Source organism: Bradyrhizobium sp. AUGA SZCCT0160, assembly GCF_018130105.1.
Taxonomy (GTDB): domain Bacteria; phylum Pseudomonadota; class Alphaproteobacteria; order Rhizobiales; family Xanthobacteraceae; genus Bradyrhizobium.
Map to the genome: position 1 here is coordinate 261573 of NZ_JAFCMD010000001.1, position 25971 is coordinate 287543.

27 protein-coding genes and 1 pseudogene are annotated in these 25971 nt (G+C 62.9%); 12 read left to right on the forward strand and 16 right to left on the reverse strand.

What is annotated here, in order from left to right; genetic code table 11:
* Nucleotides 1–755 precede the first annotated feature (755 nt).
* Together JQ558_RS01300 and JQ558_RS01305 are read left to right on the forward strand one after the other, a co-directional pair.
* Nucleotides 756–1205, forward strand: coding sequence for an MgtC/SapB family protein (locus JQ558_RS01300; protein WP_212207021.1), 450 nt, complete (start codon nt 756–758; stop codon nt 1203–1205).
* Nucleotides 1206–1307: 102 nt separating this feature from the next.
* Nucleotides 1308–1565, forward strand: a complete 258-nt coding sequence (locus JQ558_RS01305; RefSeq protein ID WP_192737945.1) for a hypothetical protein — start codon at nt 1308–1310, stop codon at nt 1563–1565.
* Nucleotides 1566–1602: 37 nt separating this feature from the next.
* On the opposite strand, the gene JQ558_RS01310 is transcribed toward JQ558_RS01305, so the two are convergent.
* The 6 genes from JQ558_RS01310 to JQ558_RS01335 are packed head-to-tail and all read right to left on the reverse strand — an operon-like array spanning nt 1603 to nt 7228.
* Nucleotides 1603–2535, reverse strand: a complete 933-nt coding sequence (locus JQ558_RS01310; protein WP_212292627.1) for a polyphosphate kinase 2 family protein — start codon at nt 2533–2535, stop codon at nt 1603–1605.
* Nucleotides 2532–3533, reverse strand: coding sequence for a branched-chain amino acid ABC transporter permease (locus tag JQ558_RS01315; RefSeq protein WP_312014937.1), 1002 nt, complete (start codon nt 3531–3533; stop codon nt 2532–2534). The genes JQ558_RS01310 and JQ558_RS01315 overlap by 4 nt, the downstream gene beginning before the upstream one ends.
* Nucleotides 3530–4411 (reverse strand): branched-chain amino acid ABC transporter permease, encoded by an 882-nt coding sequence (locus JQ558_RS01320; RefSeq protein WP_192737948.1) that lies wholly within the window; start codon nt 4409–4411, stop codon nt 3530–3532. Before JQ558_RS01320 ends, JQ558_RS01315 begins: the two co-directional genes overlap by 4 nt.
* Nucleotides 4412–4424: 13 nt before the next feature.
* Entirely contained in the window at nt 4425–5129 is a 705-nt protein-coding gene (locus JQ558_RS01325) for an ABC transporter ATP-binding protein (RefSeq protein ID WP_212000239.1), read from the reverse strand.
* Between the two features lie 2 nt (nt 5130–5131).
* On the reverse strand, nt 5132–5899 hold the full coding sequence (locus JQ558_RS01330) for an ABC transporter ATP-binding protein (RefSeq protein WP_212207016.1): 768 nt from the start codon (nt 5897–5899) through the stop codon (nt 5132–5134).
* An 18-nt stretch (nt 5900–5917) separates the two neighbouring features.
* Complete coding sequence (locus JQ558_RS01335) at nt 5918–7228, reverse strand: ABC transporter substrate-binding protein (RefSeq protein WP_212271879.1); 1311 nt, start codon at nt 7226–7228, stop codon at nt 5918–5920.
* Nucleotides 7229–7484: 256 nt separating this feature from the next.
* On the opposite strand from JQ558_RS01335, the gene JQ558_RS01340 reads away from it, so the two are divergent.
* Nucleotides 7485–8312 carry a FadR/GntR family transcriptional regulator gene (locus tag JQ558_RS01340; protein ID WP_212292629.1) on the forward strand — a complete coding sequence of 276 codons (828 nt, stop codon included), beginning with the start codon at nt 7485–7487 and terminating at the stop codon, nt 8310–8312.
* 26 nt (nt 8313–8338) lie between these two features.
* Here the strand turns inward: JQ558_RS01340 and JQ558_RS01345 are convergent, their stop codons facing one another.
* Nucleotides 8339–9049: an NUDIX hydrolase gene (locus tag JQ558_RS01345; protein WP_212292630.1), complete on the reverse strand. Its 711-nt coding sequence runs from the start codon at nt 9047–9049 to the stop codon at nt 8339–8341.
* Between the two features lie 43 nt (nt 9050–9092).
* Nucleotides 9093–10121, reverse strand: coding sequence for an ABC transporter substrate-binding protein (locus JQ558_RS01350; protein ID WP_212207012.1), 1029 nt, complete (start codon nt 10119–10121; stop codon nt 9093–9095).
* Between the two features lie 210 nt (nt 10122–10331).
* Here JQ558_RS01350 and JQ558_RS01355 point away from each other — a divergent pair, with 210 nt between their 5' ends.
* Nucleotides 10332–10781 (forward strand): cupin domain-containing protein, encoded by a 450-nt coding sequence (locus JQ558_RS01355; protein ID WP_192737955.1) that lies wholly within the window; start codon nt 10332–10334, stop codon nt 10779–10781.
* Nucleotides 10782–10941: 160 nt separating this feature from the next.
* Here JQ558_RS01355 and JQ558_RS01360 read toward each other — a convergent pair whose 3' ends face one another.
* The 3 genes from JQ558_RS01360 to JQ558_RS01370 form a co-directional block, all read right to left on the reverse strand.
* Nucleotides 10942–12243 carry an MFS transporter gene (locus JQ558_RS01360; protein WP_249142272.1) on the reverse strand — a complete coding sequence of 434 codons (1302 nt, stop codon included), beginning with the start codon at nt 12241–12243 and terminating at the stop codon, nt 10942–10944.
* Nucleotides 12244–12321: 78 nt separating this feature from the next.
* Nucleotides 12322–13107, reverse strand: coding sequence for an ABC transporter permease (locus JQ558_RS01365; protein WP_212292631.1), 786 nt, complete (start codon nt 13105–13107; stop codon nt 12322–12324).
* Nucleotides 13107–13931, reverse strand: coding sequence for an ABC transporter ATP-binding protein (locus JQ558_RS01370; RefSeq protein WP_212207006.1), 825 nt, complete (start codon nt 13929–13931; stop codon nt 13107–13109). Before JQ558_RS01370 ends, JQ558_RS01365 begins: the two co-directional genes overlap by 1 nt.
* Before the next feature lie 239 nt (nt 13932–14170).
* Between JQ558_RS01370 and JQ558_RS01375 the strand changes: the two genes are divergently transcribed.
* The 5 genes and pseudogenes from JQ558_RS01375 to JQ558_RS01395 all read left to right on the forward strand — a co-directional run bounded on the left by JQ558_RS01375 (nt 14171) and on the right by JQ558_RS01395 (nt 19687).
* Nucleotides 14171–15310, forward strand: a complete 1140-nt coding sequence (locus tag JQ558_RS01375; protein ID WP_212292632.1) for a hypothetical protein — start codon at nt 14171–14173, stop codon at nt 15308–15310.
* A gap of 141 nt (nt 15311–15451) precedes the next feature.
* Nucleotides 15452–16252, forward strand: coding sequence for an ATP-binding cassette domain-containing protein (locus tag JQ558_RS01380; RefSeq protein ID WP_212292633.1), 801 nt, complete (start codon nt 15452–15454; stop codon nt 16250–16252).
* Nucleotides 16249–17808, forward strand: coding sequence for an ABC transporter permease/substrate-binding protein (locus JQ558_RS01385; RefSeq protein WP_212292634.1), 1560 nt, complete (start codon nt 16249–16251; stop codon nt 17806–17808). Before JQ558_RS01380 ends, JQ558_RS01385 begins: the two co-directional genes overlap by 4 nt.
* Before the next feature lie 42 nt (nt 17809–17850).
* On the forward strand, nt 17851–18738 hold the full coding sequence (locus JQ558_RS01390; protein WP_212271885.1) for a dienelactone hydrolase family protein: 888 nt from the start codon (nt 17851–17853) through the stop codon (nt 18736–18738).
* Between the two features lie 17 nt (nt 18739–18755).
* A pseudogene (locus JQ558_RS01395) lies at nt 18756–19687 on the forward strand (DUF1932 domain-containing protein).
* A gap of 184 nt (nt 19688–19871) precedes the next feature.
* Here JQ558_RS01395 and JQ558_RS01400 read toward each other — a convergent pair.
* Entirely contained in the window at nt 19872–21542 is a 1671-nt protein-coding gene (locus JQ558_RS01400; protein WP_312014938.1) for a sulfatase-like hydrolase/transferase, read from the reverse strand.
* A 98-nt stretch (nt 21543–21640) separates the two neighbouring features.
* Nucleotides 21641–23353 carry a sulfatase-like hydrolase/transferase gene (locus JQ558_RS01405; RefSeq protein ID WP_212292635.1) on the reverse strand — a complete coding sequence of 571 codons (1713 nt, stop codon included), beginning with the start codon at nt 23351–23353 and terminating at the stop codon, nt 21641–21643.
* 598 nt (nt 23354–23951) lie between these two features.
* Here JQ558_RS01405 and JQ558_RS01410 point away from each other — a divergent pair.
* Nucleotides 23952–24146, forward strand: a complete 195-nt coding sequence (locus tag JQ558_RS01410; RefSeq protein ID WP_212271888.1) for a hypothetical protein — start codon at nt 23952–23954, stop codon at nt 24144–24146.
* Nucleotides 24147–24291: 145 nt separating this feature from the next.
* Here the strand turns inward: JQ558_RS01410 and JQ558_RS01415 are convergent, their stop codons facing one another.
* Nucleotides 24292–24516: a response regulator gene (locus JQ558_RS01415; RefSeq protein ID WP_212271889.1), complete on the reverse strand. Its 225-nt coding sequence runs from the start codon at nt 24514–24516 to the stop codon at nt 24292–24294.
* Between the two features lie 281 nt (nt 24517–24797).
* On the opposite strand from JQ558_RS01415, the gene JQ558_RS01420 reads away from it, so the two are divergent.
* Nucleotides 24798–25286, forward strand: coding sequence for a Crp/Fnr family transcriptional regulator (locus tag JQ558_RS01420; protein WP_249142273.1), 489 nt, complete (start codon nt 24798–24800; stop codon nt 25284–25286).
* Entirely contained in the window at nt 25259–25504 is a 246-nt protein-coding gene (locus JQ558_RS37050; RefSeq protein WP_249142274.1) for a helix-turn-helix domain-containing protein, read from the forward strand. Before JQ558_RS01420 ends, JQ558_RS37050 begins: the two co-directional genes overlap by 28 nt.
* Here the strand turns inward: JQ558_RS37050 and JQ558_RS01425 are convergent.
* Nucleotides 25476–25718 (reverse strand): hypothetical protein, encoded by a 243-nt coding sequence (locus JQ558_RS01425; protein ID WP_212271891.1) that lies wholly within the window; start codon nt 25716–25718, stop codon nt 25476–25478. The genes JQ558_RS37050 and JQ558_RS01425 overlap by 29 nt on opposite strands.
* An 11-nt stretch (nt 25719–25729) precedes the next feature.
* Nucleotides 25730–25912: a hypothetical protein gene (locus JQ558_RS01430; protein ID WP_212271892.1), complete on the reverse strand. Its 183-nt coding sequence runs from the start codon at nt 25910–25912 to the stop codon at nt 25730–25732.
* Nucleotides 25913–25971 lie beyond the last annotated feature (59 nt).

Sequence of the window (25971 nt, forward strand, 5' to 3'; positions counted from 1 at the left end):
TTTGGGCGCCGAAGGGTTCCTTGGTCTCACGCAACCCCTGAGTGCCCAGGCGCAACCGCCCAGACGGCCCTCAGGGGCCGATAAGAAGCAGAAGCCCGCCAATAAGGAGGGTGGGCAAGGACGCAGCCGGAATCGCGGGAGCACGAACGGCCGAGGCCGCTCCACCCTGAACTCCAACATTTTCGCTGCGAATCAGCATTGCCAGACCCTTGAGGAGACGAAATCCTTGGCCAAAACCATTGACAGTTCGTTGCCGGGACCACGTTCCATGGCCGTTCTAGACGAGAAATATGGCCGGCCGCAATGCCAAAAGATGGTCAGGATGGGTGACCTAACGGGGCAAAAGCACCGCAGGGTAAACGGCGTCCTGCCGTCAGCCTCCCCGGACACGCAGCCGTGAGGTGTAGGCTCCCCCCTTCCCCGTCGTCGCGCCGGGTTGAAAGCCAGGCCGCGCGAACCATCTCTTGCCAGGGTGGAGATTTGTAAAATGGAGCGGCGCATGAGCCCTCGGTTTCTCCTGCTGACCTTGTTGGCGGCCTTTGGCCTGGCGGTTCTGTTTGCAACGCTCACAACGGTCCGGCAGCTGCACATCCAAACGTCCGCGATCACGCAAGCGCAGCACCGGGGTTGAGCGGAGCGGATACGCGTTACGCTGATGTCACATTTGTTCCACCATCCCTGAGCGCTTAAAGCCGCATGGTGATGCGTGGATGCCGACTGTATGACCGGTGATCGGTTCATGGAGAGGCGCGCATTTGGACAGGTTTCAGATCGGGAGTCACTTTCTTGCGCTGGCCGCCGCCTTCGCGCTCGCGGCGCCGATCGGCTGGGATCGCGAGAAGCGCGCGCGCAGCGCCGGCTTAAGGACCTTTCCGCTCGTCGCTTTGGCCAGTTGCGGCTTCGTGCAGGCCAGCGAAAACCTGCTCGTGCACTCCCCCGACGGCATGGCGAAAGTCATCGAAGGGCTGATTACCGGCATCGGCTTCATCGGTGGCGGCGCGATTCTCAAACAGGGCAGTTCCGTTCACGGCACCGCGACCGCGGCAAGCCTGTGGGCGACCGGCGCGATCGGCGTTTCCGTCGGGCTCGGCAGTTATGACGTCGCCGTCACGGTTGCCATTTTTACCTTCCTGACGTTGCGCCTCCTGACGCTCGTCAAGGACGAGAGCGATGAAGGCGAAGGCGGCAAGCCCGATCGGACCTAACAGCTAACAGTGCTTTGTTGCGTTAGCCGCTGCCTCAACTTTTGCGTAAAGCCGGATTATGGACGTAAGCTGCCGGGTACCGATCCGACGGGAGGCTGTCTCATGCCAAAGAAGGGGGTTACGGGCCATGACGAGTGGGTGGTGACCCAGGCACTCGCCACGGCCTTGGTCGCGCTCGAACAGCTTCCGGAGAAGATTCAGCCGCGACCCCATATGGAGGATCTTCGCAAACTCCTGATTGCCGGCTGCGCCCCCGGTAGCGAGGGTCTGCATCTGGCGCAGGCGAAGTGCCGGTTGTTCCCACAAACCGACCCGGAGACGATCTACCGGGAGTATGGCCTGGAGGGCGGTCGGGATTGAGGGTCAGTAGGATGGGTAGAGCCGCGCGAAACCCATCCTACTTCTTCGCAACCTTCGCCCCGCCATTGCCTTCCGCCAGCAGCGCCTCACGCACCTGCTTGAACTCGCTGCGGTCGGCCTTGTCGACCTCGGGGAAACGCAAATCCAGCCTGTCGAGCGCGCTCACGATGGTCGAGCCGATCACGACGCGGGCGAACCATTTGTGGTCGGCCGGCACCACATGCCATGGCGCGTGGCGCGCCGACGTGTGACGGATCATGTCCTGGTAGGCGGCCTGGTACTTTGCCCATAGCTTGCGCTCGGCAATATCGGCCACCGAGAACTTCCAGTTCTTGGCAGGCTCCTCGAGCCGGGCGAGAAAGCGCTCGCGCTGCTCTTCCTTGGAGATGTTGAGGAAGAACTTCAGAATCACCGTGCCGTTGCGCGCGAGGTAACGCTCCATGGCCGAGATATCCTCGAACCGTTCGCGCCAGATGTTCTTGGTCACCAGCTTCTTCGGAATCTTCTGCTTGCCGAGAATCTCGGTGTGCACGCGCACCACCAGGCATTCCTCGTAATAGGAGCGGTTGAAGATGCCGATCCGGCCACGCTCGGGCAGCGCGATCATGCTGCGCCAGAGAAAATCGTGGTCGAGCTCCTTGGTCGATGGCTGCTTGAACGACGTGACCTCGCAGCCCTGCGGGTTGATGCCGTCGAACACGCTCTTGATCGCCGAGTCCTTGCCGGCGGCGTCCATGCCCTGAAACACCAGCAGGAGCGACCAATTGTCCTGCGCGTAAAGCTTTTCCTGAAACTCGCTCAGCCGCTTGCGATTGGCTTCGATGATGCTCTCGCCCTTTTCCTTGTCGAGACCGCCCTTCTCTCTGGTCTTGTGCGACTTCAGGTGAAACTCGTTTGTTCCTTCAATGCGGAACGGGGCAACGAAAGGCCTTAAGGCATCGCTCAGCGGCTGCTGGGGTTTCGTGCTCATGAGGCTGCGGGCTTCGCCACGGGTTTCGTCACGACTTTCCTGGGTTGCGTCCTGAAACGATCGATGACGCTACCAAGAATGCCCTTGGGAAGGAATATGATGAACAGCACCAGCAGCACGCCGTAGACCAGATTGTCCCAGCCCACCGCCTTGGTCCCGAACCAGATGCGCAGAAATTCGGCAAGCAGGATCGTGATGATGGCGCCGACCGTCGGCCCGAACGACACGTAGACGCCGCCGACGATGACGGCGAACACCATCTGCAGCGACACCGCAATGCCGCTGACCGTGTCGGGCGAGACGAACATCTGGTACTGGCAGTACAGCGCGCCCGCCAGCGCCGTCATCAGCGCGCTGATGATGGTGATCTTGAGCTTTTCGAAGGTGACGTTGACGCCGGCGGCGGCCGCCGCGTCCTCGTCGTCCGAGATCGCCTCCATGGCGTAGCGGCTCATGCTGCGGTCGACCCATTGCCAGATCAAAAGTCCGACCACCCAGACGAACAGCGCGATCAGATACCACGTCGTCTTGTCGTCAAACTGCAGCGCCAGCAACTGGCTGCCCTTGGTGCGGTTCGGCGTGTAGCCGAGCGAGCCGCCGGTGTAGTCGCGCGTCGCGGTGATGACCTGCAGCACGATGCCGGACAGCGCCAGCGTCACCAGCACGAAATAATGCCCGGTGATGCGGAAGCGGAAGCAGGGATAGGCGACGATGACCGCGAGCACGCCAGCCGCGACCATGCTGAGCGGGATGCCGATCCACGGCGAGACGCCGAGATGGTTCCAGAGCAGCGCCGTGACATAGGCGCCGACGCCCATGAAGCCGCCATGGCCGAGCGACACCAGGCCGAAGCGGCCCATGATCGACCACGAGGTGTAGGCGAACGACCAGATCAGGATCAGCACCAGGATGTGCAGATGATAGGGGTCGCGATAGACGAAGGGCAGCGCGATCAGCGCCGCCAGCCCAACGGCCCAGGTGATGGTTCGTGTGTTCACGAGCGCCTCGCGAAAAGCCCAGCGGGCCGGATGAACATCATGACGATGAAGAAGGCGAAGGCGAGCACATAGCCCCATTCGAGGTCGGAGAACAGGCCGCCGAGCGAAATGATCTCGGCGAACACGAACGCGGCGATGAAGCCGCCCACAAAGTTGCCGAGCCCGCCGAGCACGCAGATCAGGAAGGTGATCGGCCCGAACGACAGGCCGACAAAGGGATGCACGTCGTATTGCAGCACCAACAGGCAGGCAGCCAGCCCCGCGAGCGCGCCGCCCAGCGCCGAGGTGACGAGGTAGATGCGCTTGGTGTCGACGCCCATCAGCGACATGATCTGGCGGTCCTGCGAGATGGCGCGGATCGCGGTGCCGGTATAGGTGCGGGTCATGAAGAAATAGACGCTGACCATGCCGATCAGGGCTGCCGCAAACGACAACAGCCGCGAATAGCTGAAGTGCATCTCGCCGAGCGCCAGCACCGGCAGGCGGATGCCGAGATTGCGGAAGTCGATGCCGAAGGCGACGGTGGCAAAGCTCTGCAGGATGAACAGCACGCCGCCGGTGGCGAGCAGCTGGTTGATCGGCGGCGCGGTGAGCAGCGGCGCGATCACGATGTAGTGCAATGCTGCTCCGAGCAGCGCCACCAGCAGGATGGTCAGCGGCGCCGCCGCCCAGTACGGCAGGCCGTAGAACTGGACCAGGTAGTACATGCCGTACATGCCGATCATGACCAGCTCGGCATAGCAGATCCAGGTCACGTCGATGACGCCGAAGATCAGATTGAGCCCGAGCGCCAATAGCGCCAGCACCCCGCCGAGCAGGATGCCGTTGACCACGGCCTCCAGCAGATAGATGTCGAAGATATCAAGAAATCCCTGCATCGCTTTGCCCGTCCTAAACGCCGAGATATGCCTGCTTGATGGTGTCGTTGTTCATCATCTCCGCCGAGGTGCCGGATGCGCGGATGCTACCGGCCTCGAGCAGATAGGCGCGGTCGACCACCTTTAGCACCTGCTGCACGTTCTGCTCGACGATCAACACCGTCAACCCGCTGGCGCGGATCCGCTTCACCAGTTCGAACACCTGCTGAACCACGACCGGCGCCAGACCCGCCGACGGCTCGTCGAGCAGCAGCAGTTTCGGGTTCGACATCAGCGCGCGGCCGATCGCGCACATCTGCTGTTCGCCGCCCGACATGGTACCCGCCATCTGGCTGCGGCGTTCCTTCATGCGCGGAAACAGGTCGAACACGAATTCCAGCCGCTCGGCATATTTGGCGCGGGCGCCTTCCATGTAGGCGCCCATCTTCAGATTGTCGTCGACCGTGAGCCGCGGAAACAGCCGGCGGTTTTCCGGCACATGGGCGATGCCGAGGCTGACGATGCGATGCGCCGGCGTCGCCAGCACGTCGGTGCCTTCCATCGAGATCGAACCTCTGGTGGGCCGGATCAGGCCGGAGATCACCCGCATCAGCGTGGTCTTGCCGGCGCCGTTAGGGCCGATCACGCCGACCGCCTCGCCCGCCTTGACGTCGAGGCTGACGCCGAACAACGCCTGGAAAGTGCCGTAACCCGCATCGACCGATTTCAATTCGAGCATGCCTAGTCCCCTGCCCGCCGGCGCGCTTCCCCGGCCGCGGCCAGAGTCGAATCCGCATCGGTGCCGAGATAGACCTCGATCACGCGGGGATCGCTCGACACCGCACTCGGCAAGCCTTCGGAAATCTTCTCGCCATGATCGAGCACCATGACGCGATCCACCACCCGCATCAACACGCCCATGATGTGCTCGACCCATATGATGGTGATGCCGAGTTCGTCGCGGATCTTGCGCAGCATGTCCGCCGCAGCATCCATCTCTTTCTCGTCGAGGCCGCCGAGGCTTTCGTCGGCGAGCAGAAGTTTCGGTCCGGTCGCCAGCGCTTTCGCAAGCTCGAGCTTCTTCAGGCCGGCGGCCCCGAGGCCGTCGACAGTGGCATGGCGATCGGTGGTCAGGCCGACCATATGAAGCGCCTTTTCGGCAGCCTCATTGGCCTTGGCGCGGCTGTGGCGGCCCTGGCCGTAGTAACCGGCCAGCGCCACGTTTTCGAAGATGCTGAGCCGGTGAAACGGCCGCGGGATCTGGAAGGTGCGGCCGATGCCACGGTTGATGATGCGATGCGGCGCGACGCCCGCGATCTCCGCGCCGTCGAACAGAATCGAGCCGGCGGTCGGGACCAGCGTGCCCGACAGCATGTTGAAGATCGTGCTCTTGCCGGAACCGTTCGGCCCGATCAGGCCGAGAATCTCGCCCTGCTCGACCCGGAACGACACGTTGTTGACCGCGGTGAAGCCGCCGAAGCGCTTCACCAACCCATTCACCGTCAGCACCCCAGATACTCCGCTAACCTACTGGCTGCTGAACGTGGTGCCCTTCGGCAGGGGCAACACGGCCTCGCGTTGCGCCTGGCTCTTCGGCCACACCACATACGACTTGTCGTCGACATACTGGATCACCACCGGGAACGAGCGCTCGTTCTGGCCCGCCATCTGCTGGCCCTCGCCGTAGAACTTGACGCCGAAGCCGAGCATGGTGCCGCCTTCCGGCAAATCGACTTCGAGCGAGGCCTTACGCAACGCCTCGGGATCGACGCCGCCATATTTCTTGATCGCGCGCGGCAGCACCTCGGTCATGAAGACGTAGGTGTTGGACGCGGCCATGCCGACATGGGCGGAACGGATGGCGACACCGGGCTTGGCCTTGTCGAACTCCTCGCCCACCATCTTGATGATCGGCGGCAGCTTCGGATCCATCGACTTCTGGTTGGCAAGCCAGATCGAGATCGGGTCGGTGTTAAAGACGTAATTGACGTCGCCGCCGAGCCCTTCCTTCAGCTTCTCGTAGACGCCATAGCCCGCGCCATGACCGACCAGCGCGCCGAACTTCAGGCCCTGCTCGCGCGCCTGGCGCAGCAGCAGCGTGATGTCCGGGTTGTAGCCGGTGTGGAAGATCACGTCGGGCCGGCCGCGCTTCAGCTTGGTGACGAGCGCGGAAAGATCCGGCGCGGTGGCAGCATAGCCCTCCTTCAGGACGACGTTGAAGCCGGCCTTTTTGGCGCCCGCCTCGTTGCCCTTCGACACATCGACGCCATAGGCGCCGTCCTCATGGATGATCGCAACCCGCAGGTCTTTCGGCTCCTTGCCGAATTTCTCCTTGGAGTTCTGGGCGATGAAATCCATCGTCATCAGGCCGAACTGATCGCCGCTGGCCTGCGGACGGAAGACGTATTTGAAGTTCTTGTCGGCAAGCACCGCCGAGGAAATGCAGGTGGTGATCCACATGAACTTCTTCAGCTGCTCGACACGGGCGGCCACCGGCACGCACTGCGCCGACGAGAAGAAGCCGAGCAGCATGTCGACCTTTTCCTGCTCGACGAGGCGGATCGCCTCGTTGATGGCGACATCGGGCTTGCTCTGCGCGTCGGCGTAAACCGCCTCGATCTTGTAGCCTTCGACGCCGGTCTTGCTGAAATGGTCCAGCATGATCTTGGCGCCGGTGTATTGCAGCTCGGAACCGCCGCCGGCGAGCGGGCCGGTCAGGTCGTAGATCACGCCGATCTTGATCTTCTTTTCCTGGGCCTCGGCGCCAACCGCCATTCCCAGCACCGCGATTGCGGCGGACAGCCCGACAAACAGGCGCGCAACCTTATGCCCCGGCATCAAATCCTCCCTATATATGGTGCGATGCACCTTTTTGTTTTTTGTCTTGTCTTTTTCGCCATCACACGGGTAGCGCCGCGTGATGTCAAGGCAATAACCGAGGTTACACTGTCGCGGCACCTCGGCACTCATACCAACTGCAACGCAACCGATGCGCGCAACCCCACAATCATCGGATGTTAAACATCGGATGATTGCTAGCATACATCACCCATGCTAGCAAATCGCAAATCCTCTAAGTCAAAAGGAGAAGGAGGTGACCAAGCGGGGGATCGCCGACAAGCGTGTCAAGCCGGGGCGCATTCGCAACGTGTTGACGACACTCGGCCGCGAAATTGCGCAGGATCGCATTCCGGTCGGAGCGGCCCTGCCGCCGGAGCCGGATCTCGAAACCCGCTTCGGCGTCGGGCGCGGCGTGGTGCGGGAGGCCATCAAGACGCTCGCCGCAAAAGGACTGGTCAGCGTCCGCCCCCGGCATGGCACCCACGTGCTGCCGCGCAGTGAATGGAGCCTGCTCGACCGCGACGTCTTGAGCTGGCTGGTCGGCAAGGACGAGCCGGGCCGCGATCTTCTGCTGGCAATCCAGGAAGTCCGCTCGATCATCGAGCCGGCGGCCGCCGCGCTCGCCGCCGAGCGCGCCACCAAGAACGACCGCTGGCGGATCAATGCGGCCTTGGCCGCGATGGAAACCGCGCAGGACCAGGCGAGCACCATCGCCGCGGACAAGGCGTTTCATCTCGCGATCCTCGACGCCACCCACAACCCGGTGCTGCAAGGCTTCCGCGGCGCCATCGACACCATCCTGAGCACGGTTTTCATTGTCGCGGTGGGCAGCGCCGGCTGGTTCCGGGACAATTTGCCCAACCATGCCGCCGCCGCCCACGCGATCGAGAGCGGCGATGCCGAGAAGGCGCGGATCGCGATGGAGCGGGTGCTTGGCTACACCAAATTCAAACTGTCGAACCGGAAGGCGGCGACCGCCGCCGAGCGACGATTGGCCGGCACGGGCGCAAGCACGCCGACGAAAACAGCGATCGTCAAAAAGGCGGGCGCCAACAAAAAGCGAAAGCGCCATGTGTCGTAACACGAAGCGCTCGACCCCTATCCCAGTTACGCCGTAAACTGCGCCTCGATGAACTCCGTCACGAAGCGTGGCATCGCGTCGGTGAGATCGCGCGTTCCGCGCACCAGATGAATGGCCGACAATTCAGGCGATTGCTGCAAGGCGAGATTGGCCTCGATCCGGCTGCGCAATGCCTCGCCCGACATATCGACGTGCAACAGCCGGATCATTGCCAGCGCCGGGCCGGTGTAGACGCAATGCCAATCCGGATCGCTCCTGTATTCCCCCGGCCCAAGGCCGGTTTCTTCCTCGAGCTCGCGCGCCACGCTGCCGGATATGTCGAGCGCGCCATCCCTGACGTCGTCGAGGTCGGGCGTGCCTGACGGAAAATAGATTCGTCCGGCGTTGGAGGTGTGCTGGCCCATCTCGCCGAGCACGAACGCGCCGTCGGCGCAGCGCAGCGCGCCCATCCCAAAACCGTTGAACACGTCCCGGTCCGGAAAGCCCCAGTCACGCCAGGCCAGGAAGCTCGCGAAATCAGTCTCGAAATAGCCGGCCGTGAGGTGACTGCCGGCAAGGACCGGATGGCGCCCGAGCAGCACACGCCCGTTCCACAGTTGCGGAGTGTCGCGCTGCGCCTCTGCAAAATGCGCATCGATCTCCGCCCGCCGCGCGGCGGCGAACGGCCAAGACCAGGATTCGACCGGCAGATCGAGCGAGGTAACGCGATGAATGACCGGTGCCGTCGTGCCATTCATCGCCAGATCACTTCCAGCATTGCGTCACGCACGACTTCACGTGTTATTTGGTGCTCGATCCCGTCGTCTTCTTGACCTGATCGACATATTTGTTGGTGTAGGTCTTGGTGACGTCGATGTTGGCTTTTGCCACCTCGGGCGAGCCCTCGCTGAACACCGCCAGCACCGCATCCGCGCCCTTCGGGTCCATCTTGCCATTCAACGAATACATCGGGATCGTGTTCTTCAGCGCCGCCAGATACAGCTCCTTGTTCTTGCCGACGATTTCTTCCGGCATTTTCGCCATGATCTCTTCCGGCGAATGGGAGTGAATCCAGGCCAGCGTGTTGACGATCGCCGTGGTCAAAGCCTGCACTTCCTTCTCGTGGGATTTGATCCATGCCGCCGTCGTGTAGAGCGAGCCGCCCGGATATTCGCCGCCGAACACTGCGAGCGTATCCTTTTGCGTACGGGTGTCGCTGAGGATCTTGAGGTCGGGATAGCTGCCCTGCAGCACCGTGACCGACGGATCCAGCATCACGGCCGCGTCGATCTGACCCTGCTGCATCGCCGCGACGGCGGTGGCACCAAGGCCGACGCCGATGACAGAGGCGCTGGTCGGATCGAGGCCGTTCTTCTTGAGCAGATATTTCAGGAAGAAGTCGGTCGAGGACCCCGGCGCGCTGACGCCGACCTTCTTGCCGGCGAGATCCTTGATCGAGTTGATCTCCTTGTTGTGCGAGGGCGACACGACAAGCACCAGCCCCGGATAGCGGTCATAGACCACGAACGACACCAGCTCCTGCTTCTTGGCCGCAAGATTGACGCAATGGTCGAAATAGCCGGACACCACGTCGGCGCTGCCGCCGAGCACGGCCTTGAGTGCATCCGAGCCGCCCTTGAGATCGACCAGCTCGACGGCAAGGCCGGCCTTCTCGTATTCACCGAGCTGCCTGGCCAGCACCGTCGGCAGATAGCACAGGCAGGAGCCGCCGCCGATCGCGATGGTGACCTTGCTTTGCGCTGCGGCAAAGCCTGAGGTCAGGACCAGCGCCAGCAGCGCCCCGGCCAGCCGGCCAACAATTTTCTTCATGGTTTCCTCCGATGGGTTGCCGACAGGATAATGCAGTGCACAGGCCTTGAGAAGGCGGCTTTGGCAACAATGCGAGGCCATTATTGCAATGCTGTTCCGCTCGCTGCGATTTATTCCATCGCAGATGCGTGGTTTTTCGTCGCGCTGGTGAATACCGCCGTCGCGGCGTAGCATCGCCTGACAAGAAAATACAACCGGGGAGGACTACCCATGAATCGCATCGCCATCACCTTGTCGATCGCCACCGCCTTTGCCGCCGGCTGCGGCGTCACGCATCTGCTGCGCCCTGCCCTTGCCGCCGAAAACATCACTGCGCAGGTCATCTCGACCGGCGATCTCGAAGGGGACAAGCTGTCTCCTCTCAACGCCGGCGGCATGCGCAACAAAATGCTGGTCTCCGCGGATGGCGTGACCATCGCGATCCAGGATGGCAGCCCGCCGAAGCATCTGCATGCCAACGCCAACGAGATTCAGTTCATCCTCGAAGGCACCGGAACGATCTGGCTTGGCGACAAGGAAGTAACGGTGAAGCCTGGCGACCTCGTCGTCATCCCCAAAGGCACCCCGCATGGCGGCACCAAGCCTGTCGGCCGCACCATCAAGGCGATCGCGATCAAGACCCCGCCGCAGGCGCCCGACGATACGAAGATTCTGAACTGACGGTATCACCGTCGTCCCGGCGAACGCCGGACCCATAGCCACCGACTTTCGTTTGGCGGAAGGCGTCAGCCAGATGTCCTTCAATCGAGAGATCACGCGGTATGGGGCCCCGATGCGCAATTGCGCATCTGAGCCCAAGGCCGGGACGACGAGAGAGACCCTACCCCGGCGCCTCAACCGACCTGCTCGACCCGCGCTGGAGCACGATCACCGCCGCGATCAGCTGTAGCGCGATGCAGAGCGCAGTCGGCGTCTCGTACCCACCGCTCCAGCTCTGAACGGCGCCGAGAAAGGCGGGCCCCAATGAGCCAACGGTTCCGCTGATCGCATTCGACAGCCCCATGACGACGACAAAGCTCGCCGCACTGAACTCGCGGTGCATGATGAGCGGCGGCAGTGTGATGAGATTGCCGACCGAAAAGCCGAATACTGCGCAGGCAGCCAGTACGATCGGAATCGCATCGAAATGCAGGATGCTCAGGAGTGCCGCCGCCTGACTGACGATCGAGATAGCGGTGACGCGCCGCGGATCGAACCGGTCGACGACCATGCCGAGGCCAAAGCGGCCGGCGATCGCCGTGAATGTCATCACCGAAACCGCCAGACCGGCATTGGCGCGGCCGATCTTCGGCTCGAGCATGGCGATCTGGTGCACGATAAATCCGATCTGGGCCACGAGCGCCAGTGCAAACGGGATCGAGATGGTCCAGAACGCGACGCGGCGGACAAGCGTTGCGCGCGAAATATCACTCGGGACAGAAGGCATTTCGGCACGCAGCGGATCAGCCGGACCTCCGGCCGATGGCGGGCCTATAAAGGCGAGCGTGACAGGTACCAGAACGGCGACCATGACCGCTGTTCCGGTCAGCATCGCGGCGGCAAAGCCGAACCGTTCGATCAAATATACCAGTGAGGGCGTCACGATGACGCCGCTAAAACTGGCGCCCGTGAAGGCCAGGCTGATGGCGAGACCGCGGCGGCGGACGAACCAGAGGCTTACGATGGTCGCGCTCACGATCGTCCCCATCCCGATCCATCCAAGCGACATCAGGGCGAAAGCGATATAGAGCTGCCACGGCGCGGTCGCGAACGCGAGCAGCGTCGTCGACGTCGCCAGCGCGGCAATTCCGAGCAAGACCAGCCGCCTGGCACCCAGCCGGGACACGAGTTCGTTGGTAAAGGTCGCGAATATGTTGGCAAGCAGGAGCGACAGCGTGCTCGCGCCCGAGATCAGGGCCGCCGGCCAGCCGTTCAGACGCTGCAGTTCGGCCAGATGGACGCCATGACCGTAAAGGCCAAAGCCGAACAGAAACAGCGCCATGAGGAAACAGGCGAGCACGACACGCCAACCGGCATAGCGCAGCAAGGTCTCATCGGATTGGCCTGCGTCCTGTGCGGGGATCATTTGCTTTCGGGCGGTCGCGCCGATCAAGCCGCGCATGGGGCGGCGCGGCTTGATCATGCGTCAGTTTGCTCGCCGAAGGCGAGTAACAATTTAAGCAGACGTCTGTAACAAGGTCGCGGCCTCCAACGGCGTCGATCAATCCCGCACCACGGGCGCCGGCCGCCATACCAGGAGCCGTCGCTCGACCAGCGTCACGCCGAAATCGATCACGATCACGAAGGCCGACAGCACGAACATGCCGGCGAAGACAGCGCCGACGTCGAACACGCCCTCGGCCTGCTGGATCAGATAGCCGAGGCCGGCCGCCGATCCCAGATACTCGCCGACAACGGCGCCGACCACCGCGAAACCGACCGCGGTATGCAGCGAGGAAAACATCCACGACAGCGCCGAGGGCCAGTACACATGCCGCGTCAACTGCCGTTCGCTCATGCCGAGCATGCGGCCGTTATCGAGCACGGTGGTGCTGACCTCCTTGACGCCCTGATAGACGTTGAAGAACACGATAAAGAACACCAGCGTCACGCCGAGCGCGACCTTGGACCAGATGCCGAGCCCGAGCCACAGCGCGAAGATCGGCGCCAGCACCACGCGCGGCAACGCGTTCATCATCTTGACATAGGGATCGAACACCGCGGCGACGCGGGGCTGGCGTGCGAACCAGAATCCGACCAGCACGCCGCCGACCGAACCGATCACGAAGGCCAGGACCGACTCCCACAGCGTGATCATCAGATGCTTCCAGATCACGCCGGTCGCGAACCATTTGTATATCTGGCTGGCGACATCGACCGGGGTCGAGAAGAAAAACGGCGGCAGCAACATGCGGCCGAACACCGGCACGGTGGCAAAGAACTGCCACAGCGAGAGCGCGACCACGGCGACCATCAATTGCCAGAACAGCAGCGTCAGGCGGGACATCAGGAGGCCTCCGCCGCTTGCGAAGACTGCGCGTAACCCTTCATCACTTCATCCTTCAGCACGCTCCAGATTTCCCGGTGCAACTCGTGGAACTGTTTCTCCATCCGCACTTCCGAGATGTCGCGCGGGCGCGGCAGGGTCACCTTCCAGTCGCCGATGATGCGCGCGCCGGGTCCCGCCGACATGATCACCACGCGGTCGGCCAGCGCGATCGCCTCTTCGAGATCGTGGGTCACGAACAACACCGCCTTGCGGTCGGCGGTCCATAGTTCCAGCAAGAGATTGCCCATGATCTGGCGGGTTTGGGCATCGAGCGGCCCGAACGGCTCGTCCATCAGCAGGATCTTGGGATCCCGGATCAGCACCTGCGCGAGCCCGACGCGCTTGCGCTGCCCGCCGGACAGCATATGAGGATAGCGGTTGCCGAACGCGCCGAGCCCGACCGACGTCAACCAGCCCTGGGCGCGCTCCAGCGCCATCGCCCGCGGCGCGCCCTTGATCTCGAGGCCAATGGCGACATTGTCGATCGCGGTCTTCCAGGGAAACAGCGCATCGGCCTGAAACAGATAGCCGGCGTCCCGATTGAGCCCGGTGAGCGGCTGGTCGAAAATCCGCACCGCGCCCGCGGCCGGCTTCAACAGGCCGGCAGCGACGTTGAGCAGCGTCGATTTCCCACATCCGGTGGGACCTACGATGGCGACGAACTCGCCATGCGCGACCGAAAGCCGGGCCTTTTCCACGGCCGTATAGACCCGTGCGTCGGCCAGGCGGAATGCCACCGTCGCCTCATCAAGCGCGACCGCCGTAGGCTGTACCGTATCCACTCCGTCCCCTCCCCAATTTGGGTCATGCCTTAGCGGTTACGAACGATAAGTTCAACGCGGTACCGCAACGTGGTAATGGAGCTTATTGCCATTGCTGGAGGCCGGGCCGCCACCCCGATCACGACCCGTTTTGCCGGCTTGACCGGTCTGCTTTGGTGAGCACCAATCGACAGACCCATCGCCATGCAACGAATTTGGGTATCTACTGATCTGTTCGGAATTCATACCGGAGACGTTCAATGAAGCGGGGGTTTCACCTCGTCGGATCGGCGCTACTGCTGGTCATCACGTGGGCCGTGATCTTTGAGATTGGGTTTCGGCTGCAGCAATATTTCGGTCCCCTGTACGATCTCGAAATGGCCAGCGTCAATTTGAACTGGCAATCCGACGTGGTGAACCATCAGCCCACACCGCAAGACCAGAATCTGTGCATCTACGGCGACTCGACCGGCTTCAGCTACAAGCGATCGTTTGACGCGAACGGCATCCGGATCACCGACGATACGGCACAGCAGGCCGAGTGCGAAAACCCGGTTTCGGTCCTGTTCCTCGGCGATTCCTTTATGGAAGGCTACGACGACAAGAACACGCTGCCGTATCACGTTGCAAAATACTTCAAGACAGAGCGCGGTACCTGCCTGAAGACCTACAATGCCGGATATACCTCGTATTCCCCGGCCATCTTCGTGCCGCAGGCCAAGAAGCTGCTGCCGGTGCTGCGTCCCGATTATATCGTGGTCGACGTGGACGAAACCGATCTGTACGACGACTTCGCCCGGTACCGCGGACTGATTGTCCGCAACGAACGCGGACAAAATGTCGGCGTCAAGGCTTCACCCATTGGACGCGAATGCAGTGTCGGCCTGATGGAGGCCCGCAAGCATCCCTTGTACCTGATGCGCTTTGCGGCAAGGCTTTGGCATTCCTTTGTCCATATGCCGGCGGTGGTCGAGAAGAACCGATCGGACTTCACCCTCTTTTCTTATTCCCAGGACCAGGGCGCCGATCTCGAACGGAAATATGCAGAGCCGCTTGCAAGTTTCAGGAACAATCTGCAGGAGCTGGCCGAGGTGCTGAAGGATTACACCAGCGACGGCAGCCGCGTGCTGTTCATCTCTCATCCGCATCTCCAGCACCTCAAACCCGACGCCAAGGGCCGCCTGTGGAACAATCTCGTCAGCTCTTCGGTACAAAAGATTTGCGTCGCCAACAGCTTTCTTTTCTTCAATGCCACCGACGCACTGAAGAAGCGGTCCGGATCGCGCCCCGAGCGCTTCTATTGGGGAGGTAACGATATGCATTTCAGTCATGAGGGACTGGCGGAATATTCCGCTGCCGTCGCAGCGTTTATGGCCTCGGCGATGATCCCGAAGGACTGACCGCGTCACCTCACGGGCCTGCCGGCCGACGGGCCATCGAATGGCATTACGCGTGCGGGCGGCAGAAAAAGGTTGGCACCCGGCTCACGATTGGCCGATTGTTCGGCTAGCGCCGTTTCCCTTGCAGAGAACCCACGCCGAATGCCCGCCGCGTCCCTCATCTCCTACGCCCATGTCGGCAAGACCTTCGACGGTGGCCGGGGCGCGGGCCGCGTGGTGGCGGTCGACGACGTCTCGCTCGATGTCGCCGAGGGTGAGTTCCTCGCCGTTGTCGGCGGCTCCGGGTCAGGCAAGACCACGCTGCTGCGGCTGGCCAACCGGCTGATCGAGGCCGACAGCGGCACCATTACTGTAGAAGGCGAAGACGTCTGCAATGCCGATCCGATTCTGCTGCGGCGGCGGATCGGCTACGTGTTCCAGAGCGGAGGGCTGTTTCCGCATCTTTCCGTAGCCGGCAATATCGGCATCACACCAAAGCTGCTCGGCTGGCCTGCGGACGAAATCGCGGCGCGGGTCGATGAACTGCTCGATCTGGTGCGGCTCGACCGCGCGCAGCATCGCGACCGGCTGCCGCATGAATTGTCCGGCGGCCAGCGCCAGCGCGTCGGCGTGGCGCGGGCCCTTGCGGCGAAACCGCGCATCGTGCTGATGGACGAACCGTTCGGCGCGCTCGATCCCCTCACCCGCGACGCGCTCGGCGACGATTATCGCGAATTGCACCGCAGGCTCGGGCTGACCACGGTCATGATCACCCATGACATGACCGAGGCCATTCTGCTCGCCGACCGCATCGCTATCATGCGCGGCGGACGGCTTCTGGCCCAAGGCACGCCCGCCGATCTCTCTGATAGCGGCGACGCTTACGTCGGCGAGTTGCTGCGCACGCCGCGGCGGCAGGCGGAACGGCTCGGCGCGCTGCTGCCGCGGGATGGCGCGGCATGAACCTGTTCGCCGATCCGCGCTGGAGCGAGGCGCTCGGGCATCTGCCCGATTATCTCGGCAACCATGTCCGCGTCAGCTTGACCGCGCTGGCGTTGGGGCTCGCGGTCAGCCTGCCCCTCGCGATTGCGGCACGCAATCGTCGAGCACTGCGCGGCGCGCTGCTCGGGCTTGCCAGCATCGTGCAGACCGTACCGGGGCTGGCGCTGCTGGCGCTGTTCTATCCGTTGCTGCTGGCGCTCGCGGCGGTGTCGCTGTCGTGGTTCGGATTTGGATTTTCCGCCTTCGGCTTCCTCCCCGCCGTGCTGGCGCTGGCGCTGTATTCGATGCTGCCGGTGCTGCGCAACACCATCACCGGCCTGCAGGGCGTCGATGCCGCGATCCTCGAAGCCGCACAGGGCGTCGGCATGACGCCGCGGCAGTCGCTGTTCACGGTGGAACTGCCGCTGGCATTGCCGGTCATGATGGCGGGCATCCGCACCGCGGCGGTCTGGGTGATCGGCACCGCGACGCTGTCGACGCCGATCGGCCAGACCAGCCTCGGCAACTACATCTTCGCGGGGTTGCAGACCCAGAACTGGGTGTTCGTGCTGTTCGGCTGCCTGTCGGCCGCAGTGCTCGCGCTGACCGTCGATCAATTGCTGGCGCTGATCGAGAACGGCTTGCGCAACCGCAGCCGCGTGCGCGCCATGCTTGGCGGCGCCGGCATCGCGGTGCTGGTCGCGGCGACGCTGGTGCCCACCATGACGCGCTCGCAAACCAACTATGTCATCGGCGCCAAGACCTTTGCCGAACAGTATGTTCTGTCGGCGCTGATGGCGCAGCGGCTGAGGGCCGCCGGTCTCTCCGCCAGTTCGCGCGAAGGCCTCGGCTCGAACGTGATCTTCGGGGCGCTGGCCGCCAACGATATCGACCTCTATGTCGATTATTCCGGCACGCTGTGGGCCAATCAGTTCCAGCGCAGCGATATCAGGCCGCGCCAGGAGGTGCTCGACGAACTAAAGACCATGCTCGCCAAGCAGAACATCACGCTGCTCGGCGAACTCGGTTTTGAGAACGCCTATGCGCTGGTGATGCCGCGCAAACGGGCCGAGCAACTCGGCATCCGCAGCATCGCCGATCTGGCGCCGCACGCGGCCGGAATGTCGATGGCCGCGGACTACGAGTTCTTTTCAAGGCCGGAATGGGCCGGGCTGAAAAAGGCCTATGGGCTGTCGTTCCGCGCGCAGCGGCAGATGCAGCCAGACTTCATGTATGCGGCGGCAGCTTCCGGCGAAGTCGATGTAATCGCGGGTTACACCAGCGACGGACTGATCGCGAAATACGATCTGGTGGTGCTCGCCGATCCCAGGCACGCGATCCCGCCTTATGATGCGATGGTGCTGCTCGCCCCCAAGCGCGTCGGCGATGCGGCGTTGCGGGCAGCGCTGCAGCCGCTGCTCGGCAAGATCGATATCGCCGTGATGCGCGAGGCCAATCTGCGCGCCTCGGGCAACGACGCGACTTCATCGCCCGATGCGGTGGCGAAGTGGCTGTGGGAGAAGATCGGGACGAAATAGGTGACCTGCGCTAAGGTGTTCCGGCTCACATGGAACCGCGCCGTGAATTTTTCGCGCTCGCTCGTACTGCCTGCCGTGGGTATCGCTGCGATGTCGGTACTGATATCCGGAACGACCGTTGCCACCGCAGCATCCCTACCCGCGCGCGTCACCTTTGCTAGCGCCGACGGACGGACGACGCTGGTTGGTTATGTGTTCAGGCCGGAAGGGTCGCATGCGGCGCGCATGCCGGCGGTGGTGATGATGCATGGCCGCGCCGGCGTCTATTCCTCGGCCGCCAACGGCAAATACGACGCCTCGACGCTTTCCAAACGCAACCAGCAATGGGGACACATCTGGGCCCGGCAAGGCTATCTCTCCGTCCTGGTCGATGGTTTTGGTCCTCGCGGCTATCCAACCGGTTTTCCCCGTTTCAGCTACGATTCCCGGCCGGATGAATTGAATGAAATCACCATTCGCCCGCTCGACGCCTATGGCGCACTGGCTTACCTGCGGACACGCAACGACGTGATCGCCGATCGGGTCGCGCTGCAGGGCTGGTCCAACGGCGGCAGCGCCACACTCGCCACGATGTCAGCATCCGCGCCGGGTATCACAGCGCCGACGCCCGCAACCGGCTTCCGGGCCGCCCTGGCATTCTACCCCGGCTGCGGCCTGAAAGGGCAGTTCGCCGACGGCATCAAACCCTACGCGCCGGTGCGCGTGTTGCATGGATCGGCCGACGAGGAAGTCTCGCCGCGGCGCTGCGCCGATTTCGTCGCCAAGAGCCGCGCGATCGGCGGCGACATCCAGTTCCAGCTCTATCCCGATGCGGCGCATGGTTTCGACGATCCCAGTCCCTCGCGCCAGAGCGACGCCGCCAATGCGTCCGCGACCCGCGACGCGATCGCGCGCGCGATTGCGTTCTTTGCAGCCGTATTGAAGCCTTAGTCAGGAGAATGTCTCAAATGACCGTTGTATCGACCGACCCAAGACAGTGGAACGTAGGCCTCGTCGGCTATGGCGAGGTGGGTCGCATTCTCGCCGAGGACCTGCACAAACAGGACGTGAAGGTCGCGGCCTACGATATCAAGCTGCGCAGCGATCAGACAGGCTCCGCCTTGCGCGATCATGCTTTCGCGCATGGCGTCGCGCTTGCGGCGTCCCATGCCGATCTCGCCGCGAGTGCCGATTTCATCGTTTCCGCCGTCACCGCGAGCCAGGCTGTCCCGGTCGCACAGGCTTGCGCGCCGGCCGTGAGGCGGGACGTCTGGTTCCTCGATTTCAATTCGGCATCGCCGGGCGCCAAGCAGCGCGCCGCCGGCCTGATCGACGGCAAGGGCGGCCGCTATGTCGAAGGCGCCGTGATGACCTCGATCCCGCCGTACCGCATCAAGGTGCCCTTGCTGCTCGGCGGCTCCGGTGCCGAGGCGCTCGCGCCGTTGCTGGAGCAACTCGGCTTCGACGCCAAGGTGGCAAGCCGGGAATTGGGCGTCGCGTCGGCGGTCAAGATGTGCCGCAGCGTGATGATCAAGGGCCTGGAAGCGATGGTGATCGAGAGTTTTACCACCGCGCGCGCCTATGGCGTCGAGGACGCGGTGCTGACGTCGCTCACAGAGACCTTTCCCGGCATCGACTGGGAAAAACAGGGCGCCTATTTCTTCCAGCGCGTGATCGAGCATGGCCGCCGCCGAAGCGAGGAGGTCGCGAGGTGGCTGAAACCGTGCGCGAGGCCGGGCTCACGCCATGGTCGGCGGAAGGCACCGCCGAACGCCAGGCCTTTATCGCCGATCTCGCCGACGAAGGCCTGTTCGGCTCGAAAGGTACGGACGCGTTTGCCCGGAGCCCCGACTGGCGCGTGGAAGCCGACCGGATACTTGCCGCCGTGAAGAAGAAATGAACAGCGCTGCCACGAACGTGAGAAGTTTCGCCAGGGTCTCCGCGCCCCGGACGCAGCGCAGAGCGCTTGCGGTGCGCTGCAGAGCCGGGGCCCACGACTCTAATCGCGCTTATCGCCATGGGTCCCGGCTCTGCGGAGCAGCGTAAAGAACGCTGCACCGCGTCCGGGACACGGAGCGTTCAGATTACAGCCCCCGCACCAGCCCGGCGTCGATCAGCAGGCGGTTGAACCGCCTGGCTTCGGCGCCGTCCTTGCAGGCATAGAACACGCCCTTGCAGCGCACCATGATGCTCTTCTGCTCCCTGAACGACGGATCGAGCGGAACGCCGGCCGCGTCCTGGATGACGAGCGGAATGTAGGCGGCATCGAGGGTTGCGAGGGCCGACGACAGATCCGGCGGCTGGAAGTTGATTCCATCCAGCGCATAGTAGGTCGAGAAGTAGCGCGGATCCGCGCTCATCAGACGTTGCCCCAGCAGTTTCCGGTCGATGCCGGGCTCGAGCAGTTTCTGCGAGATTGCCGGTTGATGATCGCCGAAGCGCAGCACCAGGAACGACTGGTCCGGATAGTCGCGCGCCAGCCGTTCGGTGAAATCGCGGTAGTCCTTTGCCGTCATGCTCTGGCGGCGAATATACTCGTCGATCTCCGGCGTATTTCCCGGCGGCTTCCAGTCCGGCGTCAGATCGGGCCGGTAGACGCTGGTCCAGGGAAAATGATTGGCCGTGAGATACACGAACATGAAGACCGGCGACTGCGACGCTTGCTCGTCAGCAAACGCCTTCAAGGCCTGATCGAAGTAGAACTTGTCGGGCTGCATGTCCTCATCGACGCCCATGTCGGCCATGTCGATAAAGCGCTCGACGCCGACACCCTTCTGGAACGCCCGCGCGCTGAGGAAGTCGCCATAGGTCGGATAGAGCGAGACGGTCCTGTAGCCGCAGCGCTGCAGCGCTTGCGGCAGGCCACGCTCGATGCGGTTCGCGGTGATCCTCGTGACGTAGAACTTCAGATCGCCGAACGATTTCGCCGACATGCCGGTCAGCACATTGAACTCGGTGTACCAGGTCGGGCCGCCCGTCGCCTCCGCGATCATGGTCCGTCGCTTGCCGTCAGCGGACTTGAAGTAGTCGGAATAGCCTGGCGGAACCTTGACGCCGGGTGCTGCGGTGATGTCGAAACTCGACTCGTCGAGCAGCATGATGATGTGCGGGCGCTTGGCAGTGGTATCGCATTTTTCGTCTGGCGGCAGCGCCGGCCGGGCTGTGGCGTGCGCTCCCGGGGCCAGGCCAAGCGAACCGCTCGCCGGCGGATCGGCCTCGATCCATCCGGTCGAGGCCAGCCGCGACACCGCGACCACGCCCGAGCGCGCGAGGTTGGAAATATGATTGATGCCCTGGAACGGCTCCCAGGGCTGCTCGGGCGCAGCGACCGATATCGCCGACATCGACACGGTCGTGGCGGCAAGAACCGCCAGCACCGGGCCGCGAGCTGCACGAAGCGGATCGGCGCGCCAGATCGCCCACAGCAGTGGAACGGCAATCACCGCCGCCACGATCAGCTGCGTCCGCAGCTGTGGAAACACCGAGAGCAGGAACGAAAGCGTATCGCGATCGACGATCAGGAAATCGAGGAAGGTCAGAGATAGCTGCAGAATGTCGAACTTGAAGCGCGACAGCACGATCAGCAGCACCACCAAAACCAGCGCCAGCGCCGCGGCGACGCCGGGCCGCCGCAGCACCAGCAGCAACAGGCAATTCACAAAAACCCACGCCAGCAGCGCGAGCGTGATCCCAACGAATCCGTATTCCGTGCTGAACAGGACAGCCAGGGCCGCCAGATGCAACGCGGCGACCACGCCGACGCCGGCATAGAACCAGACCCCGCGCGATGCCGTATCGCCGGTCCGGCTTGCTGCAGGTTTGGCGGAGGCTGGAATGCTGCCCTCCCTTGTTGCTAGAGGTTTTTCACGTAACCGGCGTCGATCAGGAGCCGGTTGAAGCGTCGGGCTTCCGCGCCGCCCTTGCAAGCATAGAACACGCCCTTGCAGCGCAGCATGATGCTCTTCTGCTCCGAAAAGGAGGGATCGAGCGGGATGCCGGCGGCCTCCTGGACCACCAGCGGCAGATAGGCCGCGTCGACGGTCTCCATCACCGCAGGGCTCTTGACCGGTTCGAAGTTGATGGCATCGATCGCATAATAGGTGGTGAAATAGCGTGGATCGTAACTCTCGAATTTCTTGCCGGCGGCGGTCTCGTCAATCCCGGGATCGAGAACATGCGACGAGAATTCGGGCTGATGGTCGCCATAGCGCACGATCAGGAATGGCTGCGCCGGGAATTTCTTCTTCAAGCCGGCGACGAACGCCGAATAGTCGTTGGCGCTCATGGTCTGCCGCCGCACATATTCATCGACCGCGGGCGCGTTGCCGGGCTTCGACCAGGATGGCGTCAGGTCCGCACGAAACGGCGTCTCCCATGGGAAATGATTGGCGGCGAGATAGACGAAAATGAACTGCGGGTTCAATGCTGCGTTCTGCGACAGCAGGTTCAGCGCCTTGTCATAGAAGAAGCTGTCGGGCTCGATGCCCTTGGCGCCGAGATCGCGTGCATCGTAGAATTTCTGGATGCCGGTGGTGGTGTGGAAGCCGCGGGCGCTCATGAACGCGCCGTGGGCGGGGTAGAGCGAGGTCGTGCTGTAACCGCAGCGGCGCAGCGCGAGCGGCAAGCCGCGCTCGACGCGGCCCGCTGCGATACGGGTCACGAAGTAGGAAAAGCGGCCGAACGAGCGCGACGAAAGCCCGGCCAGCACATTGTATTCGGTGAACCAGCTCGCCCCGCCGCTGCTTTCGGCCACAAACTTGCGCGCCTTGCCGTCGAAGGAGTCGAAATGGCTGCCGTAGCCCGCCGGAACCTTGACGCCCTGTGCCTGGCGAATGTCGAAGCTCGACTCATCATGGACCATGATGATGTGCGGCCGCCGCCCCGCCGGGGCGCATGAATCCACCAGCGGCAGCTTGAGGCGACCGGCGGCGACGGCATCGGACTCCATGAAGCCGTAGTTGACGAAATCCGAGACCGCGGTAACTCCGGAACGGGCGAATTTGGACAGATAGCCGTCGGGATAGTAGCCGCGCCAGGCATCTTCCGGCCAGGCAAAGGCGTATCCGGTGAGCGCGGCAAGGCAGGCGAGCATTCCCGCCAGCGCCGGCAACCGGCGAATCCGGAACGGATCGAGCCACCACAGCGCATACATCAGCGGGATCGTCACAAGGCCCGCCGAGATCACCGACCAGCGCAGGTTCGGAAAGATCGTAAACAGGAATGCCGCACTGTCGCGATCGATCACCATCAGATCGACGAAGTTCGCGGTCATTTGCACCACGTCGTGCTTGAGGCGCGACAGCAGCACCAGCACCACCACCAGAGTCAGCGACAGCGCGCCCGACAGCGCGGGCCGGCGCAGCAGGGCGATGAACAGCAAGTTCAGGATGCCCCACGACAGCGCGAAGCACAGGCGCGAGCCGAAATCGGCCTCGGTCTGCAGCATGATCGCCAGCGCGGCCATATGCGGTGCGGCGACGGCCAACAGCCGCCAAATGCCGATCGCGGCAATGCCGGCGGTAACCGCAGCGGTGGCAGAGGAACCTGGGTTTGGCGCGGGCGCCATGGGCGGGACGCAACACTACCCGGCACAATGCAAATGCCTTGGCTGGCGACGGCCAGGAGACGCACGACGCAGCCGGAACCTGGATCGTGTCATGAAAACGTAGTGTAAACGTCATGAACAGGCAATGAATTTGCCGTTGCAACGCAAAGCTTTAGTGAATCCGGCAGGACGTCGGCCCACGCCGCTGACTTCAGGCCAGCTCCCTACCAAAGGCGGAGGACCGTCACGGGCGAAACCTGATTTTCGTGACTTTTTGGTCAGGTATCCGACAGACAAGCGTTTTCGGTCGGCGGTATTTTTTGGCATGCTGAGGACCAGAGCTGATCCAGAGCTGCTGCCATCCACCGTCCGCGCTGCCCAGACTGCAAAACGCGGATGCTGACGGTTGCCGTGTCAGCGGGACCGGAAGGTTTCGAGCATCGAAATTATCAATGCCCGAAGTGTGCCCATGCCGAAACCAGGATCGAGGCGATCGACCCGTTGGATACGACGGCCGTGGATGGGACAGTTCACGAGCCGGGACGGTTGCCCCCGCAGGAAGCCGCGCCAGGCCCGGTCTTCGATAATCCGACCAAGACCCAGCCGAAGCGTTAGATCCATGGCCAGACCGATCAAGAATCCCCGCCCCAAGCTCGATCTCGAAACCGAAGCGCTGGCCGCGCTTGAAGCAGCCCGCACCATGGCCCCCGGCCCGGAGCGCACCGAAGCGATGAAACGCGCCGGCATTCTGCAAAACGCCGTGGACATACAGGGCATGCTGTTTGCGAAGCGGGGCCGGCCACCGAAGACCTGAGCCAAGCCAGACCGTCAGCCACGGAAAACGTCAGCCCGCCCCGAAGAAAAACAGGATCGCGAAGAATATCGAGACGGCGATCACGACGGTCCACGCCGAGGCGCCCGCGACCCGGATCGCGATCTCCGTCAAGCTCAGGTCTTCGTCAAACCGGCGGCCGGACATTGGTCGTCAGCCGCGCAACGGCTTCCGATTTCAGCGGGTCGGCAACCGTCATGGTCTCGATCGCGTTGCATTTCGGGCATTCGAAAGTCCGCTCCTCCGACCCGTCAGGCAGAGGCGCTAATCGGGCCAGCATCATCCGGGTGAGGCACCTGCCGCAGCACGGCCGTTCGATCGAGGAAAGGGGGACGTCCGGCACTTTGGACATGATCCTTCCTTCATGCATATCTCGCCGGCTGAGTTTGATAGGGCCCTGCTCGTCCCGGCGCGCCAAGCGGCATCCTAAAGGGAGGTTCCCGAGCCTGTTGCAATCCTGTCCGGATCGTTCGCTGAATGAGCTCGGGCGTCTGTCCGCTATCCGACATAGTGGGATTATTTCCTTACTATGTCCGGTAGTTAACGTACCGTCCGGCAATTATCGGATATCCCGCGAAGGCACCGATAGCTGAGAGTAGTTCGCGCTCCCGCCTGTCAGCAGGAGCGCATTTCATGAACAATCAATTGCTCAGCCTTTTCCCGCCGTCCGACATGAAACTTCTCGGTCCGCATTTGAAGGCCGCACAATTCGACCAGCACCGGGTGTTGTTCGAGGCGGACCAGCGAATCCGCCATGTCTACTTTCCGACCAGCGCCGTGGTGTCGCTCGTGATCACGCTTTCGACCGGCGAAATGGTCGAAGCGGCCATGATCGGCAAGGACGGTGTGGTGGGTGCTTCCGCAGCGCTTGACGGGAAGATCGCGGTGAGCCGCGGCATCATTCAGCTCAGCGGTGAAATTGTCGTATGCGACATCGAAGCCCTGAAATCGGTCGCCATGCAAAGCCCGAAACTGCTTGCCCTGCTCATGCGGCACGAACAAACGGTCTACGCCCAGGCCCAGCAATCCGCGGCATGTTTTGCCACGCACCAGATAGTGACTACCTGCCGTTCACGCAGGAATATCTCGGTGAGATGCTGGGTGTCAGACGAACGAGTGTGACCGCGGTGGCCAGGACATTGCAGGAGACGGGTCTGATCAAATATGCCCGCGGCAAGATCCAGATCGTGGATGCAGAAGCACTGCAGGCGAGTGCCTGCGAATGCTACGGTTTCGGTCAAGACGCATTACGAAAGGCTGCTCGGGCCTCTCAAGAAGTAACCGGCGGACTGATGCGTTGCGGATGCCGCTCTATTGGTTGCATGGCTTCAGCGTCTTGACCGCGGTTTCCGCCTCGGCTCGCGTTTTGTAGATCGTGTCGCTGGCCACCGTGATGTTGGGTGTGTCGGTGCGAGGGGTCTTGTCGACCACCGTGCAGGTCTTCGTCAGCGAGTTCAGAACGATGTAGAATGCGGGGCCGTTTCGCGCCGGCTGGGCGAGACCGGCACCGTTCAGGGTCAGCACGAAGACAGCGCAGAACAGGCTTCGTTTCATGGCAGCCTCCGTTAGCCGCTTCCCAAGCGAACAAGGCTCAGGACGAGCACCAGCAGAATCGCGCCGATAAGCCCGCCAAAGAAGATCCACTTCCTCAGCGGCGTATTGAGGATCACCTCGGCGCCCCGCGCCTTGTCGGCGGGATAGGCTTCTTTTGGCGGTGGTGCGGGTTGCGCAGAACCTTCTCTGACCACGGGCGTCCTCCCGGTTCAGGATGCAGTCTTTAAATTGTGCAGCAGCGAACGGTGGCGGA